At 43.0% G+C, this 16,006-nt stretch carries 15 protein-coding genes; 12 read left to right on the top strand and 3 right to left on the bottom strand.

Translation table 11 applies throughout. The features are described from left to right. Positions 1-84 precede the first annotated feature (84 nt). The 4 genes from gatC to QDI94_RS06150 are packed head-to-tail and all read left to right on the top strand — an operon-like array spanning position 85 to position 3,691. Positions 85-363 carry an Asp-tRNA(Asn)/Glu-tRNA(Gln) amidotransferase subunit GatC gene (gene gatC / locus QDI94_RS06165; RefSeq protein WP_015522682.1) on the top strand — a complete coding sequence of 93 codons (279 nt, stop codon included), beginning with the start codon at positions 85-87 and terminating at the stop codon, positions 361-363. 12 nt (positions 364-375) lie between these two features. After that, positions 376-1,830 (top strand): Asp-tRNA(Asn)/Glu-tRNA(Gln) amidotransferase subunit GatA, encoded by a 1,455-nt coding sequence (gene gatA / locus QDI94_RS06160; protein ID WP_015522683.1) that lies wholly within the window; start codon positions 376-378, stop codon positions 1,828-1,830. Beyond that, positions 1,827-3,239 (top strand): Asp-tRNA(Asn)/Glu-tRNA(Gln) amidotransferase subunit GatB, encoded by a 1,413-nt coding sequence (gene gatB / locus QDI94_RS06155; RefSeq protein ID WP_117839064.1) that lies wholly within the window; start codon positions 1,827-1,829, stop codon positions 3,237-3,239. The genes gatA and gatB overlap by 4 nt, the downstream gene beginning before the upstream one ends. Positions 3,240-3,268: 29 nt before the next feature. After that, the gene (locus tag QDI94_RS06150) at positions 3,269-3,691 is read left to right on the top strand and encodes a hypothetical protein (protein ID WP_021883562.1); all 423 of its coding nucleotides are present in this window, start codon (positions 3,269-3,271) and stop codon (positions 3,689-3,691) included. Between the two features lie 498 nt (positions 3,692-4,189). Here the strand turns inward: QDI94_RS06150 and QDI94_RS06145 are convergent, their stop codons facing one another. Continuing rightward, on the bottom strand, positions 4,190-4,714 hold the full coding sequence (locus QDI94_RS06145; RefSeq protein ID WP_021883563.1) for a GNAT family N-acetyltransferase: 525 nt from the start codon (positions 4,712-4,714) through the stop codon (positions 4,190-4,192). Between the two features lie 173 nt (positions 4,715-4,887). Next, complete coding sequence (locus tag QDI94_RS06140; RefSeq protein ID WP_278867936.1) at positions 4,888-6,261, bottom strand: TrpB-like pyridoxal phosphate-dependent enzyme; 1,374 nt, start codon at positions 6,259-6,261, stop codon at positions 4,888-4,890. Between the two features lie 282 nt (positions 6,262-6,543). Between QDI94_RS06140 and QDI94_RS06135 the strand changes: the two genes are divergently transcribed. The 8 genes from QDI94_RS06135 (at position 6,544) to QDI94_RS06100 (ending at position 15,216) form a co-directional block, all read left to right on the top strand. Beyond that, positions 6,544-7,461, top strand: a complete 918-nt coding sequence (locus QDI94_RS06135; RefSeq protein ID WP_101070741.1) for a substrate-binding domain-containing protein — start codon at positions 6,544-6,546, stop codon at positions 7,459-7,461. Beyond that, complete coding sequence (gene pstC / locus QDI94_RS06130) at positions 7,458-8,327, top strand: phosphate ABC transporter permease subunit PstC (RefSeq protein WP_046431877.1); 870 nt, start codon at positions 7,458-7,460, stop codon at positions 8,325-8,327. The genes QDI94_RS06135 and pstC overlap by 4 nt, the downstream gene beginning before the upstream one ends. A gap of 82 nt (positions 8,328-8,409) precedes the next feature. After that, positions 8,410-9,246 carry a phosphate ABC transporter permease PstA gene (gene pstA / locus QDI94_RS06125; RefSeq protein ID WP_101106077.1) on the top strand — a complete coding sequence of 279 codons (837 nt, stop codon included), beginning with the start codon at positions 8,410-8,412 and terminating at the stop codon, positions 9,244-9,246. Positions 9,247-9,269: 23 nt separating this feature from the next. Beyond that, complete coding sequence (gene pstB / locus QDI94_RS06120; protein ID WP_015522687.1) at positions 9,270-10,019, top strand: phosphate ABC transporter ATP-binding protein PstB; 750 nt, start codon at positions 9,270-9,272, stop codon at positions 10,017-10,019. Beyond that, positions 10,019-10,666, top strand: a complete 648-nt coding sequence (gene phoU / locus QDI94_RS06115) for a phosphate signaling complex protein PhoU (RefSeq protein WP_101028808.1) — start codon at positions 10,019-10,021, stop codon at positions 10,664-10,666. The genes pstB and phoU overlap by 1 nt, the downstream gene beginning before the upstream one ends. 174 nt (positions 10,667-10,840) lie before the next feature. Further along, positions 10,841-11,512, top strand: coding sequence for a response regulator transcription factor (locus tag QDI94_RS06110; RefSeq protein WP_015522689.1), 672 nt, complete (start codon positions 10,841-10,843; stop codon positions 11,510-11,512). Position 11,513: 1 nt separating this feature from the next. Continuing rightward, entirely contained in the window at positions 11,514-13,169 is a 1,656-nt protein-coding gene (locus tag QDI94_RS06105; protein ID WP_278867933.1) for a sensor histidine kinase, read from the top strand. 250 nt (positions 13,170-13,419) lie between these two features. Then, positions 13,420-15,216, top strand: coding sequence for a Na/Pi cotransporter family protein (locus tag QDI94_RS06100; protein ID WP_278867930.1), 1,797 nt, complete (start codon positions 13,420-13,422; stop codon positions 15,214-15,216). A 117-nt stretch (positions 15,217-15,333) separates the two neighbouring features. On the opposite strand, the gene trhA is transcribed toward QDI94_RS06100, so the two are convergent. Continuing rightward, a complete protein-coding gene (gene trhA / locus QDI94_RS06095; protein ID WP_278867927.1) occupies positions 15,334-15,981 on the bottom strand; it encodes a PAQR family membrane homeostasis protein TrhA in 648 nt (215 codons plus the stop codon). Between the last annotated feature and the right edge of the window lie 25 nt (positions 15,982-16,006).

Below are 16,006 nucleotides of genomic sequence, written 5' to 3'. Positions count from 1 at the left end.
GCATTTGCAGTCATATATTCAAACTCAAAGGGCGAGTTATATATTATATGACTTGCCCTATTTTCTTTAAAAAGGACGGTTTTTATGGTAACAAGAGAAGATGTTGAAAACATTGCGTTGCTTTCAAAGCTTTTTGTTCCCGAAGAGGAGCTTGACGGCCTTACAAAGTCAATGCAGGAAATCATAGATTTTGCCGACACAATCAATAACGCTCCGACAGACGGCGAGGAGTTTGACGATATTAACAATCTGTCAAATGTTTTTCGTGAGGATGAGGTTGTTGAGTCCTACGATACAAAGGAGATCCTTTCAAATGCTCCCGAGCAGGCAGAGGATCACTTCCTTGTAAGAAACAGAGAGTAAGGCGGTGTAAAAATGGGTTCTATTGAAAAAATTCATGAAATGCTTGTGTCAAAAGAGTGTTCATGTACCGAGCTTACAAAAAGCTATCTTGACGAAATCGAAAAGGCTGACGGCGAGCTTAACGCATATGTTAATGTAACAGGCGAGGAGGCTCTCAAAACTGCCGAGGCTGTTGACAGAAAAATTGCCTCCGGCGAGGAAATCGGTATGCTCGAGGGTGTTCCGATGACGCTCAAGGACAATATTTCAACAAAGGGAATTGAAACAACCTGTTGTTCAAAAATTCTCACAGGCTATAAGCCAATTTATAACGCAACCGTTTGGGAAACTCTTGCAGGCGAAAACGCAGTTATGCTCGGCAAGACAAATATGGACGAGTTCGCAATGGGCTCTTCATGCGAAACATCATACTTTGGCGGTGCAATGAATCCGTTTGATTCAAACTATGTTTCAGGCGGTTCATCAGGCGGTGTTGCAAGTGCGGTAGGCGCAAACATTGCAGCTTACGGTCTTGGTTCCGATACAGGCGGATCAATCCGTCAGCCGGCATCATTCTGCGGTATTGTAGGTCTTAAACCTACTTACGGTGCGGTTTCCCGTTACGGACTTATCGCATACGCAAGTTCACTTGACCAGATTGGACCGATTACAAAGTCTGTTGAGGACGCTGCAATTGTTTTTGACGCAATTTCAAAGAGAGATGAAAAAGATTCAACCTCAAAGGGCTTTGTCGGTGACACTTATTCAAAACTCAACAATGACATCAAGGGTATGAAAATCGGTATTGCAAAGGAATATCTTGAGGGTGTCCGTGACGATGTAAAAGAGGCTGTCTTAAAGGCTGCCGATATCTACAAGTCAATGGGCGCAGAGATTGTTTACTTTGACCTGCCGGAACTCAAATTTGCCCTTCCTGTTTACTATATCATCGCCTGTGCCGAGGCATCTTCAAACCTCGGCAGATATGACGGTATCCGTTTCGGTTACAAAACCGAGCATTACAACGGCACTCACGATATGGTCTGCCGTACCCGTTCGGAGGGATTCGGCGAAGAGGTTAAACGCAGAATCCTCCTCGGTACTTATGTTCTTTCCGCAGGTTACTATGACGCTTATTACAAAAAGGCTCAGAATCTTCGCGGCACTATAGTTAAGGCATTCAACAACGCATTTGAAAAGTGCGATGTAATCCTTGCTCCGACAGTTCCTATGACAGCATTTGAAAAGGGACATGCTGTAAGCGATCCGATTGAAACCTATCTTACGGATATTTGCACTGTACCTGTCAATATTGCAGGTCTGCCGGGCGTTTCGGTTCCGTGCGGATTCAACGCAAAGGGTATGCCGATTGGTATGCAGCTTATCGGCAAGAGCTTCGGCGAGGCTGAAATTCTTAATGCGGCATACAAATATCAGCAGGCTGCTGCTGAAAACTTTAAGGATACAAAGTGGGGTGTTAAGCTGTGAGTTACGAATTAGTTGCGGGTTTTGAAACCCATATTGAGCTTGCCACAAAGACAAAAATCTTCTGCGGCTGTACTACAAAATTCGGCGGTGCGCCAAACAGCCATTGCTGTCCCGTGTGTATCGGTCTGCCGGGAACACTTCCAAAGCTTAACCGTGAGGTAGTTCGCTATGCAATCCGTGCAGGTCTTGCAGTTCACGGTGAAATCGCAGAGATTTCAAAAATGGACAGAAAGAACTACTGCTATCCCGACCTTTCAAAGGCTTATCAGATCAGCCAGCTTTATGCTCCGCTCATTATAGGCGGTTATGTTGAGCTTTCAAACGGCAGAAAAATCCGTCTGCACCACATTCACATCGAAGAGGACGCAGGAAAGCTCATTCATCAGCACGGCGACACATATGTTGACTATAACCGTGGCGGTGTTCCTCTTATCGAAATCGTTTCAGAGCCTGACATTCGTTCAATTGACGAGGCAAGAGAGTATGTTGAAAAGCTTCAGCAGGTTATGCGTTACATCGGAATTTCCGACTGTAAGATGCAGGAAGGCTCAATGCGTTGCGATGTAAATATTTCGGTTCGTCCAAAGGGCAGCGAAAAGCTTGGTACAAGAACCGAAATTAAAAATATGAACTCAATCAACAACATAGCAAAGGCTATGGAGTATGAGTTTGAAAGACAGGTTGACCTCATTGAAAACGGCGGAAGTGTTGTTCAGGAAACTCTCCGTTATGACGACGCAACCAACACAACATCTTCAATGAGAAGTAAAGAGGACGCTCACGATTACCGTTATTTCCGTGATCCCGACCTTGTTACTATTCATGTTCCGAAAGATGTTGTTGAAGAAATCAAGGCTGCAATGCCTGAGCTTCCTGCCGATAAGTGCAGAAGATATATTGACGAACTTGCAATTCCCGAAAAGGATGCACAGCTTCTTACAAAGTACCGCAAAATCAGCGAGTATTTTGACAAGGCTTGCGAGGGCGTTAAGTCACCAAAGACAGTTTCAAACTTCATTATCGGTCAGATTTTCCGCAGAACGGAAACCGAGGCTGACAAGGAAATCTTTGATGTTGCGGTTACTCCGGAACAGCTTAACGAGCTTGTAAAACTTCTTGACAGCGGTAAAATCCGCAACAACCTTGCGAAGGCAACACTTGAAAAAATGCTTGACAGCGGCAAGGGTGCTCTTGAATTTATCAGCGAAAGCGATATGGGCGGTCTTGACGAAAACGCACTCAACGATTTGTGCAAGCAGGCTGTTGAGGGCAATCCAAAGGCTGTTGAGGACTATAAGAACGGCAAGGAAAAGGCGATTAAGTCGCTTGTCGGAAATGTTATGAAGAACAGCAGAGGTAAGGCTGATCCTGCTCTTGCAGAGTCAAAAATCAAGGAGCTTATCGGCTGATAACTTAAACCTTCACGTGGGTGTGTCTTATGAAAGAAAAAATCAAAGTAACGGCAGTTGTAATGTTTCTCGGAGTTATATTTTCGGGAATTTTGGTTGCATACAAGCTGGTTAATACGATTATCCCGTCATTTGACGGCGGATCGGCATCGGTATTCGACTATCTGCTAATCGTGACTGTCACCGTTTCAATGGTGCTGAAGCTCGCAGTAGGTTCAATGGGACTGAGAGCCGTTTCAAAAAAGACATCACCGCCGGATATGCAAAAAATGTTGAAAACTTCGGGCAAACTCGCAGTAGTGCTTGTGCTTATCGGAGTGCTGAACATCATATTTAATGTTGTCAACGGACAGGTTGTTTTTGTGATTGAAGTGTTCGACATAGCAACCGATATTCTCCTCGGTTTTGTGTATATACTTGCCTCCGCAAGCGTTCGTGCCGGCAGAGAATAAGTTCGGACTTTAGATTACCAAATAAAAAATTAACGGTTGGATTTACGAAAAAAAGTAATCCAACCGTTTTTGTTTGGTTTTATGAATATTGTAAGTAAATACAGTTTTGTAGGGGCGTTCATCGGACGCCCGCACGGCGAGTCGCCGTTCCCGATTCGTGTAGACAGTTTTAATTAAATGTAAAATTGAAAATTGAAAATGGAAAATTAATGTCGGGAAGACAGTTTGTAATGTAAAAAAACATATTATGCCCGAGCGTAGTATTGTAATTGTTCGCACAATTCAGTAGGGGCGTTCATTGGACGCCCGCTAAGTAATGGCAGAAAATTCATGATGAAAATAAACTGTATAAATGAGATACAGTTACCGAAATAATGTAGGGGAGAACAGTGTTTGCCAATCGTTTTGGTTGCAAAACCAAAACGAATAAAACACACTGACTTGTTATTTAAATGAAGAAAACTGTGCATCAAATATTGCACTCATTGCGTATAATAGTTAAAAGTTTAAAATGTAGGTTCGTGCCTTTTTAGTTGTGCCGTCAAAGTTTGTTACGGTAGTATATCCGGTAGGTACAAATCCATTTTTAATCATAACTTTTCCCGAGTTTACATTCTCAACAGCGTGGCAACCGTAAATCTTTGTTTGCTTTAAAGCGTTCTTTGCAAAATTAAGAATTACTGCGGCTATTTCAGTTGTAAAGCCTTTGTGCCAATAATCAAACATACAGTTGTAACCGATTTCGTACATCTGTTCATCATCATTCCATACAAGACCGCCACTGCCGAAAAGAGTACCCGCTTTTTTGTCAATAAATCCCCAATCGTATTGCTTGTCAGAATTTTCTGCATATTCAACCATTTTAAGCCATTCAATTGTATCATCAAGGCTTGTGTGAGAATTATACCGCATATACTTTGTAACTCGATTATCACTTGTCCAGTTGTTAAATGCCGTTTTAGCATCGTTAACGGTTAATGGGCGTAAAATGACTCGTTCACTTTCAAGAACAGGTGTTTTCAAAAAATCATCTCCTATAACAAAGAGGTCAGCGATTACTGACCTCTTTTCTTTTTTTATATTCCGATAAATATTAATATAGTGTTAGTTCGTAAATTGACAACCAAGCTACGCTCGGGTGACAAAAGTTTGAATATAACAAACTGTCTTCACGAACCGGGTGCGAGACACTCGCATTAGTCAACCTTTGGCAAACCGTCAAAGCCCTGCTGGAGGTCGGCGTCTGTCGGAATGTAGTCACTCATTTCGCCGTCATTATACTTCTGATAAGCAACCATATCAAAGTAGCCTGTACCTGTAAGACCGAAGAGAATTGTCTTTTCTTCGCCTGTTTCCTTGCACTTGAGAGCCTCGTCAATTGCAACTCTGATTGCGTGACTGCTTTCGGGAGCAGGAAGAATACCTTCAACTCTTGCAAACTGCTCTGCTGCTGCAAATACGCTTGTCTGCTCAACTGCTCTTGCTTCCATAAGACCGTCATGATACAGCTGAGAAAGTGTTGAACTCATACCGTGGAAACGAAGTCCGCCTGCGTGGTTGGCTGACGGAATAAATCCGCTGCCGAGTGTGTACATCTTTGCGAGAGGACAAATCATACCTGTGTCGCAGAAGTCATATGCAAACTTACCTCTTGTAAGGCTTGGGCATGATGCCGGTTCAACAGCGATAAATTTGTAGTCATTTTCGCCACGGAGCTTTTCACCCATAAACGGAGAGATAAGACCGCCGAGGTTTGAACCGCCGCCTGCACAGCCGACGATAATGTCAGGCTTTACATTGTATTTGTCAAGCGCCGCCTTTGCCTCAAGACCGATAACGGACTGATGAAGAAGTACCTGATTAAGCACACTTCCGAGTACATAACGGTAGCCGTCTGTATGAGTTGCAACCTCAACAGCCTCAGAAATAGCACAGCCAAGGCTTCCTGTTGTACCGGGGTGAGCCTCAAGAATCTTTCTGCCGACTTCCGTTGTTGTTGACGGTGACGGAGTAACGCTTGCACCGTAGGTTCTCATAACCTCTCTTCTGAAAGGCTTTTGCTCGTACGAAACCTTTACCATAAATACCTTGCAGTCAAGGCCGAAATATGAACAAGCCATTGAAAGAGCAGTACCCCACTGACCTGCGCCTGTTTCGGTTGTAACACCTTTAAGTCCCTGCTTTTTAGCGTAGTAAGCCTGAGCAATTGCGCTGTTGAGCTTGTGGCTTCCGCTTGTGTTGTTGCCCTCGAATTTGTAGTAAATCTTTGCCGGAGTGTCAAGAGCCTTTTCAAGAAAATATGCTCTTATAAGCGGAGATGGACGGTACATTTTATAGAAGTTCTGAATTTCTTCCGGAATGTCAATGTATGCGTCTGTATCGTCAAGCTCCTGGTCAATAAGCTCATCACAGAACACGGGAGCAAGGTCTGCGTGTGTCATAGGCTTGAGTGTTGCAGGGTTTAAAAGCGGTGCAGGCTTGTTTTTCATATCTGCACGAACATTGTACCATTGTGTCGGGATTTCGCTTTCGTCAAGGTATATTTTGTATGGGATTTTGTTTTCAGCCACTAAAATGACCTCCTTGGAATAATATTTCTCTGTAAATCTTATGTAAGTTGATTTTGAAATTTTGCAGGAATTATTTTACATCCTGCACACTTCTGTAATATTGTACCACAAATAAAAGGCTTTGTCACGCAAATTTGTAAAAATTTATTTTGGCATACAAAACCTATATTTTTATTTACACTCTTTTTACAATTGACAAACAGCGTATTTTACAAAACAGTCATAGACTGATGTTGTACGAAAGAGGTACACAAATGATATGAATTTAAGGAGAAAATTCAAATGAAATCTATGACTAAAAAAATTACGGCAACAGCATTATTCGGTGTTCTTGCAGTTTCTGCATTTGCAGGCTGCGGCGGTGCAGGCTCTTCATCAAACGGTTCATCCGACGCAGGTTCGGATGCTGCAAAGTTTGACGCATCAAAAACAATCTCTGTTGTAACAAGAGAAGAAGGCTCGGGCACAAGAGACGCATTCACAGAGCTTACAGGCGTTCTTGTTAAGGACGGCGACAACAAGACAGACAACACAACTACTTCGGCTGTAACAATCAACAGCACAGAGGCTGTTATCACAAATGTTAAGGATAACGATGCGGCAATCGGTTACATTTCACTCGGTTCACTCAACGATACGGTAAAGGCTCTTAAAATCGGCGGTGTTGAGGCAACAGCCGATAATGTAAAGTCAGGCGACTATGCAGTAAGCCGTCCGTTCAACATTGCTTACAAGGGCGAACTCAGCGATGTTGCTCAGGATTTTGTCGATTACATAATGAGCTCAGACGGTCAGAAGATTGTTTCGGACAACGGTTATGTAACAGTTTCGGAAAATGCCGCATACAGCGGTAAGAAGCCGTCAGGCAAAATCAGCGTAGCAGGTTCTTCTTCGGTATCACCTGTAATGGAAAAGCTTGCCGAGGCTTATCAGAAGGTAAACACAAACGCTAAGGTTGAAATCCAGACATCCGACTCATCGGCAGGTATGCAGTCAGCTATGGGCGGTACATGTGATATCGGTATGGCGTCACGTGAACTTAAGGATGAGGAAAAGAGCGCACTCAAGGTTGAAACAATCGCAAAAGACGGTATCGCAGTAATCGTAAACAATGCAAATACATGTGATGACCTCACACTTGATCAGGTAAAATCAATTTACACAGGTGAAACAACTGTTTGGAGTGACATAATTAAATGAGATTAAACAGATTTCGTGAAAAGGCAATGCAGGGAGTTTTCTTCCTCACAGCTGTAACAAGTATAGCGGCGGTTGTCATAATCTGTATATTCTTATTCTGTAACGGTGTTCCTGCAATGGCAGAAATAGGCTTCTTTGATTTCGTAGGCGGACAGAAATGGGCGCCTACGAATGTGCCTGCATCATATGGAATTTTTGATATGATTATCGCAAGCATATATGTTACTGCGGGAGCAATCATAATCGGCGTCCCGATAGGAATTCTCACAGCAGTATTTCTTGCAAGATTTTGTCCTGCACCGCTTTACAAGGTGCTTAAACCGGCAACAGAGCTTTTGGCAGGCATCCCGTCAATTGTTTACGGCTTCTTCGGACTTGTGGTAGTTGTACCGTTCATCCGTGATAACTTCGGCGGTGACGGTTCAAGCTGGCTTGCGGCGTCAATCGTACTCGGAGTTATGATTCTTCCGACAATCATCGGTGTGTCGGAGTCGGCAATCAAGGCAGTTCCCGAAAGCTACTACGAAGGTGCTCTGGCACTTGGTGCTACAAAGGAAAGAAGTGTGTTCAAGACAATTCTTCCGGCATCAAAATCAGGCGTTCTTGCAGGAGTTGTTCTCGGCATAGGCAGAGCGTTGGGCGAAACAATGGCAGTTGTACTCATTGCAGGCAATCAGGTTCAGATTCCGCACAGCGTTACGGACGGACTTCGTACCCTGACCGCAAACATTGTTCTTGAAATGGGTTATTCAACAGGCTTGCACCGTCAGGCACTTATTGCAACGGGTGTTGTTCTGTTCGTATTTGTTCTGCTCATCACACTTTCAATGCAGGCTATAAAGAGTAGGAGTGAAAAGCGTGGCTAACAGCGATAACATAAAAAACGATGCCGCTGCGGTTGATGTGTCACAGATTAAGGCAATCAACAAAGTATCGTTTAAACAGAGAATGAAGGCCTACAAAAGAAAGCCCCTTTCACTTGTACTGCTCATTCTTGTAGGTCTTGCGGCGGCACTTTCAGCGGCGGCTCTCATATTTATCATTGTCTATGTTCTTGTGCGGGGTGTTCCGAACCTTACCCCCGAGCTGTTCTCACTTGAGTACAACAGCGACAATGTATCGTGTATGCCGTCAATTATCAACACAATTGTTCTTACGCTTGTAACCCTTATAATTTCCGTACCGTTCGGTGTGGGAGCGGCAATCTATCTTGCAGAGTATGCAAAGCGTGGCAATAAGCTTGTTAAGGTAATCAGAACAATGGCAGAAACCCTTGCCGGTATTCCGTCAATTGTTTACGGTCTTTTCGGTATGCTTTTCTTTGTGTATGCCCTTAACTGGGGTTATTCACTTCTTGCCGGTGCATTTACGCTTGCAATTATGGTACTTCCCACAATTATGCGTACAACCGAGGAGGCACTTCTCACAGTTCCCGATTCATACCGTGAGGGCAGTTACGGACTCGGTTCGGGCAAACTCAGAACAATTATGAGAATTATTCTTCCGAGTGCGATGCCCGGTATTCTTGCCGGAATCATTCTTGCTGTCGGCAGAATAGTTGGCGAAACAGCCGCACTTATTTATACTTACGGTTCGGCAACAGGCTATGCGGCAGGCCCTCTCAATTCGGGACGGTCACTTGCCGTTCATATGTATGTACTTACCAACGAAGGACTTCATACAGATCAGGCGTGGGGTACCGCAGTTGTACTTCTTGTACTTGTTTTTGCAATCAATACACTCTCGGCATTTGTTGCAAAGAAACTTGGAAACAACAAGAAGTAACAGGAAAGGATAATTATTTTACAATGGATAAATTTACCATAGAAAACATGAATCTTTACTACGGAAAATTTCATGCGTTAAAGGATGTAAATATTCGTATGAAGAAAAACAGAATCACAGCCTTCATCGGTCCGTCAGGCTGCGGTAAGTCAACTCTTTTAAAGTCGCTCAACCGAATGAACGACCTTGTTGAGGGTTGTAAGATAACAGGCGACATTCGCCTTGACAACGAGGATATTTACGGAGATATGGATGTAAATATCCTCCGCAAAAGGGTTGGTATGGTGTTCCAGAAAGCCAATCCGTTCCCGATGAGCATTTACGATAACATCGCTTTCGGTCCTCGCACACACGGAATCAAAAGCAAGAAAGAACTTGACAGGATTGTTGAAGAATCCTTGCGTGACGCCGCAATCTGGGATGAGCTTAAAGACAGGCTTAAAAAGAGCGCTCTCGGTCTTTCAGGTGGTCAGCAACAAAGACTTTGTATTGCAAGAGCACTTGCCGTAAAACCCGAAGTTCTGCTTATGGACGAGGCAACTTCTGCACTTGATCCTATTTCAACGGGTAAAATTGAGGAGCTTTGCCTTAAACTGAAAAACGATTATACAATCGTTATGGTAACACATAATATGCAGCAGGCTTTGCGTATTTCAGATGAAACAGCATTCTTTTTACTCGGTGAAATGGTTGAATGTAATTCAACCGACGCAATTTTCTCAAATCCGCAGGATAAGCGTACAGAAGAATACATTACGGGAAGGTTTGGCTAATGAGAGAATATTTTGATAAAGAGCTTACACAGCTTAACGACAGCCTTATTGAAATGGGCGGTCTTGTTGAACAGGCAATCAAAAATACAATGAAGATGATTGTTGACGGCGAAGATTTGCTTGATATCGCAAGAGAACACGAAAATCGTATTAACGAGGCGGAAAAATCCATTCAAAGCAGATGCTTGCACCTTCTTCTTCATCAGGCACCGGTTGCACACGACCTCAGATATGTTTCCGCCGCACTCAAAATGATTACCGACCTTGAGAGAATCGGCGATCAGGCAGTTGATATTGCGGAAGTGTCTGTTTACATCAAGGACAAAAAGCAGGTGTTCAATCTTACTCACATTTTGGAAATGGCAGACAATGCCTCAAAAATGGTAACGGAGGCTATTGACGCTTTTGTTAAGAGCGATATTGAGGTTGCCAAAAAGGTAGCCCGTCAGGATGATATCGTTGACGAACTTTTTAACCGTTCAAAGAATGAAACGGTTGAACTCATTCATAAGAATAAGGAACTCGGCTCAGAGGCTCTCGATATCGTTATGATTGCAAAGTATCTTGAAAGAATTGCAGACCATGCGGTTAATGTTGCAGAGTGGGTCGCTTTTTCAATTACAGGCAGCTGCGATTTGTCCGACTGATATATTTTGCTTAACAAACGGGAGCATAGCTGTATGCTCCTGATTTTTGTTTTATTAAACTTTACATTTTTGCAAAAAAAGTCTATAATTATGGCGGATGTTCCGATTTTAATTTAAGTGCAGGCGCTCCTTTGCGGTGCATTTAAATACACATTTGTTGAGGGAGAGTATTAGATGTTAATTTACATTGTTGAAGATGATACCGATATCAGAGAGCTTGAATCTTATGCTATGAAAAGCAGCGGATATGAGGTTCAGAGCTTTGGTGAAAGCAAGAGCTTTTTTAAGGCTTGTACAGCCGAAATTCCTCAGCTTGTAATTCTTGATGTTATGTTACCCGATTTTGACGGACTTTCCGTGCTTGAAAAAATGCGCAGGGACGCCGTGACAAAAAATGTTCCCGTTATCCTTGTTACCGCTAAGGGCAGTGAAATGGATAAGGTCAAAGGCCTTGACATGGGTGCCGATGACTATATTACAAAACCTTTTTCAGTCCTTGAGCTTATTTCAAGAGTCCGTGCAATCCTTCGCAGATGTTCTGTTGATGACAGACAGGATGTAATAAAGCTCGGTCAGATTGTTTTTGACGATTCCAAGCACATTGTAACAAGCTGCGGTGAGGAATGTAACCTCACCTTCAAAGAATACGAACTTTTAAAGTATCTTCTCAAAAATAAAGGTATGGCGCTTACCCGTGAAAATATCATTCTCAATGTGTGGGGATATGATTTTGAGGGCGAGAGCAGAACGGTTGATATGCACATTACAACCCTCAGGCAAAAACTCGGCAGCTGCGGAAACCTTATCAAAACCGTGAGAAATGTCGGATATAAGGCGGGGGAATAAAGTGAAACTGAGTAAAAAGCTTTTAAAAAACTTTTCGGTCATCGCTGTGGTGTCCATTCTTCTGACGGCTGTTTTTTCAACAGCCGCTTTCTGGTTTGTGTTTTCCGATGAACAGGAGGCTGAGGTTCGGCAATATACCGATAAAATCATCAGCGTTTATAATTCCGACAGCGAAATCGACCTCTCAAAATATTACGGGATAGGCGATTTTCGTGTTACTCTCATAAAAAGTGACGGTTCGGTTGTATCCGACAGCGTTGACACAGATGTTAGTTCTATGCCGAATCACAGCGACCGTCCCGAATTTGAACAGGCAATCAAGGACGGCAACGGTTCAAGCCACAGAATGTCGGAAACTTTGAACAAAATAACATACTACTATGCAGAAAAAACCGCAGACGGTTCTGTAATCCGTGTTGCAAAGACAATTGACAGCATTTACGGAATTTTTCTTTTTGTTATTCCGTCAATTCTTATAATTATGATAGGTGTATTTGTCGTATGCACAGTTCTGGCAAAGCGCTCCACGAAGAAAATCATTGAACCGATTAAGGAAATGGCGGACAACGGCAACGGCTCGCCGTATGATGAGCTTTTGCCGCTCGCACAGAAAATTGCAAGCCAGCAAAGACAAATCAAGCGTCAGATGCGCAGACTGCAGTTTGAAAAGGATAAAATTTCAACGCTTATCGAAAATATGGCGGAGGGCTTTATTCTTATTGATGTTGACAAAAAGGTGCTTATGAGCAACTATTCGGCATCGAAGCTTCTCGGCGCTGATGATGACGGTGTTACCGACAAAACTTTGATTGCGTTTTCACGCAATGAGGTTCTCAACGATTGCGTTGACAAGGCTCTTTCGGGCGAGAGTAAAAACGGCGACACAACCGTAAAAGGAAGAGCATTGCAGATTATCACCAATCCTGTTTATTCAAACGGCGAAAAAAACGGTGCAATCTGTCTTATAATTGATGTTTCGGCTAAGAAAAAGGCTGAAAAAATGCGCCGTGAATTTACGGCAAATGTAACGCATGAGCTGAAAACTCCGCTGACTTCAATTTCGGGCTATGCGGAAATCATTGCAAGCGGTCTTGTAAAGCCCGATGATATTCCGAATTTTGCAAATAAAATTCACAAGGAATCGGGCAGACTTCTCTCCCTTATAAGCGATATTATGGAGCTTTCACAGCTTGATGAAAAATTCAGCGATGAAGAATTTGCCCCTGTTGACCTTGCAGGGGTTGCGGTCGAGGTTGCTGAGGATCTCCGTTCAAATGCCGAAAAGCACGGAATTACAATCACTGTTGATACAAAAACTGCCGTCATAAACGGCAACCGTAATCAGATTTACGAACTTATCTACAATCTTTGTGACAATGCAATCCGTTACAACCGTGAAAACGGTTCGGTAAAAATCATAACGGGCGATGATAATGAACATCCGTTTGTTAAAGTTGCCGACACGGGAATCGGTATCCCCGAAAAGCACCACAAGCGTGTGTTTGAACGCTTTTACCGTGTTGACAAGAGCCGTTCGAAGGAAACAGGCGGCACTGGTCTTGGACTTGCAATTGTCAAGCACATTACCGAAAGACACGGCGGAGAGATTTCTCTTGAAAGCAGTGAACAGGGAACAACATTTACCGCAAGGTTCTGATGTGAAGTCTGTTTACATTATTTTACAAACAAAACAAATTTTAAGCGATACTGCGCACACTGTGTTGTGCAGTGTCGTTTTTTTATTGCCCAAGCAATGTGCTTTTACAAATCTCACATAAAAAATACTCCGTTTTGACAAATTTCAAAGATAATCGCCAAGCTTTCAGACTTTACAAATTCTTTACAATTCATTGACAATCCTATGACTTTAGTTTAATATTATTGATGATAAAGGAGAGTATGTATTTATGGATTTGTTTATGGTTTTACAACTGCTCTGCGGTCTGGCACTCTTTTTGTTCGGTATGAATTCAATGGGCGACGGTCTTGAGAGTCTTTCCGGCGGTAAGCTTGAAAAAACTCTGGAAAAAATGACTAACAGCACCATGAAAGGATTCATTCTCGGTGCGGCGGTTACTGCGGTGATTCAGTCCTCTTCGGCAACAACCGTTATGGTTGTCGGCTTTGTAAACTCGGGAATTATGAAGCTCCGCCAGGCAATCGGTATTATTATGGGTGCCAATGTCGGCACAACAATCACTTCTTGGATTCTCAGCCTTTCGGGTATCGAGGGCGACAGCTTGGTTATGCAGCTTTTAAAGCCTTCGTCTTTCTCTGCTGTATTTGCCTTTGTCGGAATTGTTCTTCTTATGTTCTGCAATTCGGAAAAGAAGAAGCATCTCGGCACAATTTTCCTTGGATTCGGTATTCTTATGGTTGGTATGGATCAGATGAGTGCGGCTGTTGAACCGCTTTCGAATGATCCGACATTCACAGGCTTCCTCACACTCTTTAACAACCCTGTATTCGGTATTCTTGCCGGCGCATTGCTGACCGCAATTATACAAAGCTCAAGCGCCTCTGTCGGTATTTTGCAGGCATTGTCCAAAACAGGCGCAATCAGCTATTCAATGGCAATCCCGATTGTTATGGGACAGAATATAGGCACTTGCGTAACCGCACTTATTTCCTGTATCGGTGCAAAGAAAAACGCAAAGCGTGCCGCATTTGTACATCTTTACTTCAATATTATCGGCACACTCGTAATTTGTGCATTGTTCTACGGTTCTAACCTCTTTATCAACTACGGTTTCCTTAATGATATCGTAGGTCCCGAGAACATTGCGGTTATCCACACAGCATTCAATCTGCTTGCAACTGCAATTCTTCTTCCGTTCAACAAGTATCTTGAAAAGCTTGCCTGTCTTACAATCAGGGATAAGGAAGAGGATTCGGATGTTCCGTTCCTCGATGAGCGTTTTCTCAACACTCCCTCTGTTGCAACAGAGCGTGCAAAGTCACTTGCTGAAAAAATGGCTCGTCTTTCTGAGGGTACGCTACTCGGCGCACTTGAACTTGTTGACCATTATGACGAAAAGGTTGCGGAAACAATTCACGAAAACGAGGATATGATTGATTCCTACGAGGATGTTATTTCAACATATCTTGTAAAGCTCAGTTCCAAACAGCCTTCGGCTGACGACAATAAAACTATTCAGCTCATTCTTCACACAATCGGTGATTTTGAGCGTATCAGCGATCATGCGGTAAGCATTGTAAAGGTTGCTCAGGAAATTCACGAAAAGAACATTTCGTTCTCAAAAGAGGCGAAAGCAGGTCTTGCCGTTATGGTTGACGCACTTCGTGAAATTATCAACAACGCTACTGTTGCTTTTGTTGATAATGACCTTGCACTTGCCTCAAAGGTTGAACCGCTTGAACAGGTTATCGACCGTCTGCGTGACAAGCTTAAAGACGCCCATGTTAAGCGTCTTACTAACGGTACCTGTACAATCGAACTCGGTTTTGTATTCTCTGACCTTATCACAAATATTGAGAGAGTTTCCGACCATTGCTCAAACATTGCAATCGGTGTTATTGAAATCAACCGCAACGGCTACGACGCACACGAATATCTTCACGAACTCAAAAATTCAGATGATATTCAGTACAACGCAGATTACAAGGCTTACAAGCAGAAGTACACACTTCCAAAGGAAGCTCTGTCTGTACGAGAGGTTTCCGTAGGCGTTCCCGCTAACTAAACAAATCTTTTTATAAAATTTAGGGTTGCAGAAAAACGAAAGGTTTTTCTGCAACCCATTTTTTTTGCGTGTGAAAGATTTACTTGCGGATTTTTATGCGGTCAGCTTTCGCTTTCGTTAAATACGGAAAAATCCGAGAAGAATTGCAAAGTAGTGAAACACACTTCCTGCAACCGTGAACAAGTGCCATATCGAGTGAAAATATTTTACCTTTTTAATTGCGTAAAATATAATTCCCACCGTGTAGAATATTCCGCCTATGATGAGGAAGATTCCCGAAATTGACGGCATATGTTCCATAAGTGGTTTTATTGCAAAGATTATTACCCAACCCATTCCTATGTAGCAGAATATTGACGGAATCCTTGCTTTTTCAAGGTTGATTGAGTTCATAACTATTCCGAAAATTGCCGATGCCCACACAATTCCGAACAGAATCCAACCGGTCACACCATTGAGGTAGTAAAGAGTAATCGGCGTGTATGTTCCCGCAATCAGCAGAAAAATTGTGTTGTGATCCATTATCCGAAAAAACGCTTTCACCTTTTCGTTTGTGAAAGAATGATACAGAGTTGACATTGTGTAGAGTATGATGAGCGACGCTCCGTAAATGCAAGAGCTGACAACACCCCACGCATTTGTGTGGATTGCCGCCGTAACGATAAGCACAACCGTCCCTGCAATCGACAGACCTGCACCGATTCCGTGTGATACAGAGTTGAAAATTTCTTCCCCGAGTGTATATTTTCTTTTGAACTTTGCCAAGATGAACCTCCAAAAAATAATCTGT

The sequence above is a fragment of the Ruminococcus bromii genome, assembly GCF_928721825.1.
In the GTDB taxonomy this organism is placed as follows: domain Bacteria; phylum Bacillota; class Clostridia; order Oscillospirales; family Acutalibacteraceae; genus Ruminococcoides; species Ruminococcoides bromii.
This window is presented reverse-complemented; position numbering and strand designations above follow the sequence as displayed.

Coding starts and splice junctions, on each gene's coding strand:
- gatC (WP_015522682.1), top strand. CDS start 85: ATGGTAACAAGAGAAGATGTTGAAAACATTGCGTTGCTTTCAAAGCTT.
- gatA (WP_015522683.1), top strand. CDS start 376: ATGGGTTCTATTGAAAAAATTCATGAAATGCTTGTGTCAAAAGAGTGT.
- QDI94_RS06150 (WP_021883562.1), top strand. CDS start 3,269: ATGAAAGAAAAAATCAAAGTAACGGCAGTTGTAATGTTTCTCGGAGTT.
- QDI94_RS06135 (WP_101070741.1), top strand. CDS start 6,544: ATGAAATCTATGACTAAAAAAATTACGGCAACAGCATTATTCGGTGTT.
- pstC (WP_046431877.1), top strand. CDS start 7,458: ATGAGATTAAACAGATTTCGTGAAAAGGCAATGCAGGGAGTTTTCTTC.
- pstA (WP_101106077.1), top strand. CDS start 8,410: ATGAAGGCCTACAAAAGAAAGCCCCTTTCACTTGTACTGCTCATTCTT.
- pstB (WP_015522687.1), top strand. CDS start 9,270: ATGGATAAATTTACCATAGAAAACATGAATCTTTACTACGGAAAATTT.
- phoU (WP_101028808.1), top strand. CDS start 10,019: ATGAGAGAATATTTTGATAAAGAGCTTACACAGCTTAACGACAGCCTT.
- QDI94_RS06110 (WP_015522689.1), top strand. CDS start 10,841: ATGTTAATTTACATTGTTGAAGATGATACCGATATCAGAGAGCTTGAA.
- QDI94_RS06100 (WP_278867930.1), top strand. CDS start 13,420: ATGGATTTGTTTATGGTTTTACAACTGCTCTGCGGTCTGGCACTCTTT.